We start from the raw sequence: 2,647 nt of genomic DNA, 5'->3' as shown, positions 1-2,647 counted from the left end.
CCCCGGCCGCCGGCCCGGCCCGGCACCGGTTCCGGGCCGCCGCCGGGTTCGCGTTCGGCGCGGCCCTGCTCTTCGCCGTCGCCCCGCTGCTGCTCTCCGACTTCCGGCTGTCCCTGCTGGCCAAGTACCTCTGCGTGGCGATGGTCGCGGTCGGCATCGGCCTGGCCTGGGGACGCGGCGGCATGCTCGCCCTCGGCCAGGGCGTCTTCTTCGGCCTCGGCGGCTACGCGATGGCCATGCACCTCAAGCTCGCCGACGCGGGTCCGGGCAACATGCCCGACTTCATGATGCTGTACGGGCAACTCGACGAGTTGCCGCTGTGGTGGCGCCCGTTCGCCAGCCCGTGGTTCGCCCTGCCCGCCACGGTGCTGCTGCCGATGGCGGTCGCCTTCGTCCTCGGGTCGCTGGTGTTCCGCCGCCGGGTCCGGGGCGCCTACTTCGCCATCCTCAGCCAGGCCCTCGCCGCCGCCATGGTGATCCTGCTGATCGGCCAGCAGGGCACCACCGGCGGCACCAACGGCCTCACCGACATCCAGGGCTTCTTCGGCTACGACCTGGACGACCCGGTCAACCAGCGGATGGTCTACTTCATCATCGCCGGTACCCTGTTGGCGTTGCTGGCCCTGACCCGGCACCTGATGCAGAGCCGCTACGGCGAACTGCTCGTCGCGGTCCGCGACGGCGAGGAACGGGTCCGTTTCCTCGGCTACGACCCGGCCACCGTCAAACTGGTCGCGTACGTGGTGGCGGCGGGGATGGCCGGGCTGGCCGGGGCACTGTTCGTCCCGGCGGTCGGCATCATCTCACCGGCGCTGATCGGCATCGTGCCCTCCATCGAGTTCGTCATCGGTGTCGCCATCGGCGGTCGCGCCACCCTGCTCGGGCCGGTCCTCGGCGCGATCGCGGTGGCATGGGCCCGGACCGCCCTGTCGGAGCGGTTCCCGGGCACCTGGACGTACCTCCAGGGCCTGTTGTTCGTGGTGGTGGTGGCCTTCCTGCCCGGCGGTCTGGCGTCGCTGGTCGGCCTGGTGCGCCGCCGCTCCGACCCACCCGCCGATGGCGGGCCGCGGCCCGGTCCGTTCGGGCGACTACGGCGGCGCAAGGTGGAGGCGGCATCGTGAGCGAGCAGCTACACGGGCTCTACGTGCGTGACCTGCGGGTGAGCTTCGACGGTTTCACCGCCGTGGACGGCGTCAGCCTGGACGTCGCGCCCGGCGACATCCGGTTCCTCATCGGACCCAACGGTGCCGGCAAGACCACCCTGGTCGACGCCGTCACCGGGCTGGTCCGGGCCACCGGCTCGGTCCGCTTCGGCGACCGGGAACTGCTCGGTCGTCCGGTGCACCGGATCAGCCGCCTCGGCGTCGGTCGGACGTTCCAGACCTCGACGGTGTTCGAGGAACTGACCGTGGTGCAGAACCTCGACATCGCGGCCGGGGCCCGCCGGAGCTGGGCGACGCTGCTGCGCCGCCGGCACGGGGTGCCCGACGAGGTGGCCGAGGCGCTCGACGTGATCGGCCTGGCCGACCGGGCCGAGCAGCTCGCCGGCACCCTCGCGCACGGGCAGAAGCAGTGGCTGGAGATCGGCATGCTGCTCGTCCAGGACGCCCGCCTGCTGCTGCTCGACGAACCGGTGGCCGGCATGAGTCACGAGGAACGCGACGCCACCGGCCGCCTGCTGGAGAAGGTCGCCCAGGACCGCACGGTGGTGGTGATCGAGCACGACATGGACTTCCTGCGCCGCTTCGCGCGGACGGTCACCGTGCTGCACGCCGGTCGGGTGCTCAGCGAGGGCACCGTGGCGCAGGTGCAGGCCGACCCGCGCGTGCAGGAGGTCTATCTCGGTCACCCGGTCGACGCAGGGTCGGCTCCGACGGCTACGGAGGCATGATGCTCAGTCTGCGCGGCGTGCACGCCGGCTACGGGCGCAGCCGGGTGCTGCACGGCGTCGACGTCGAGGTGCCCGACGACGGGGTGTCGGCGGTCCTCGGACACAACGGCGCCGGCAAGTCGACCCTGCTGCGGGTCGCCGCCGGCCTGCTGCGTCCCAGTGCCGGTCGGGTCGAGCTGGACGGGGTGGACATCACCCGGCTGGCCCCGCACGAGCGGGTCGCCCGAGGTGTCGCCTACGTGCCGCAGGGCCAGCAGTGCTTCCCGCACCTGACGGCGGCGGAGAACCTGCGTCTGGTCGCCGACGGTCGGCGTGACGGCGCGGCGGCCACCGACGAGGTGCTGGACCTGTTCCCCGCGCTGCGCGGGCTGCTGCGTCGCCGGGCCGGGCTGCTCTCCGGTGGCCAGCGCCAGCAGTTGGCCATCGCCCGTGCCCTGATCACCCGGCCCCGACTGCTGATGCTCGACGAGCCGACCGAGGGCATCCAGCCGTCGGTGGTGACCGAGATCCAGGAGCGGATCGTGGCGCTGACCGCGCAGCGCGGGTTCAGCGTGCTCCTGGTCGAGCAGCACCTCGGCTTCGCGCTGCGGGTGGCCGACCGCTACCACGTACTGGAGTCGGGGCGGGTCACCTCGGCCGGCGACGGCGGGGCGAGCGCGGAGCGGACCGTGCGCCAGGCGCTCGCGGTCTGAGCCCGCCGAGGCTCCGGGACCCCTGCCCCACCCGCCCCCGGGTGAGGCAGGGGCCGTCCGGTGT

At 73.1% G+C, this 2,647-nt stretch carries 3 protein-coding genes; all 3 read left to right on the top strand.

The genetic code is table 11. The features are described 5' to 3' along the window. Positions 1 to 1,121: urea ABC transporter permease subunit UrtC (gene urtC / locus EYA84_RS30165; RefSeq protein ID WP_131057576.1), on the top strand; the 1,121-nt coding region annotated here is incomplete at its 5' end. Then, positions 1,118 to 1,891 carry an urea ABC transporter ATP-binding protein UrtD gene (gene urtD / locus EYA84_RS30160; RefSeq protein ID WP_131057573.1) on the top strand — a complete coding sequence of 258 codons (774 nt, stop codon included), beginning with the start codon at positions 1,118 to 1,120 and terminating at the stop codon, positions 1,889 to 1,891. The genes urtC and urtD, both read left to right, overlap by 4 nt. After that, complete coding sequence (gene urtE / locus EYA84_RS30155) at positions 1,891 to 2,583, top strand: urea ABC transporter ATP-binding subunit UrtE (RefSeq protein ID WP_131057571.1); 693 nt, start codon at positions 1,891 to 1,893, stop codon at positions 2,581 to 2,583. The genes urtD and urtE overlap by 1 nt, the downstream gene beginning before the upstream one ends. The last annotated feature ends 64 nt before the right edge of the window (positions 2,584 to 2,647 follow it).

The organism is Verrucosispora sp. SN26_14.1 (assembly GCF_004307965.1).
Taxonomy (GTDB): Bacteria; Actinomycetota; Actinomycetes; order Mycobacteriales; family Micromonosporaceae; genus Micromonospora.
Note: the sequence above shows the minus strand (reverse complement) of the source record. Positions and strands in the feature narration are given on the sequence as shown.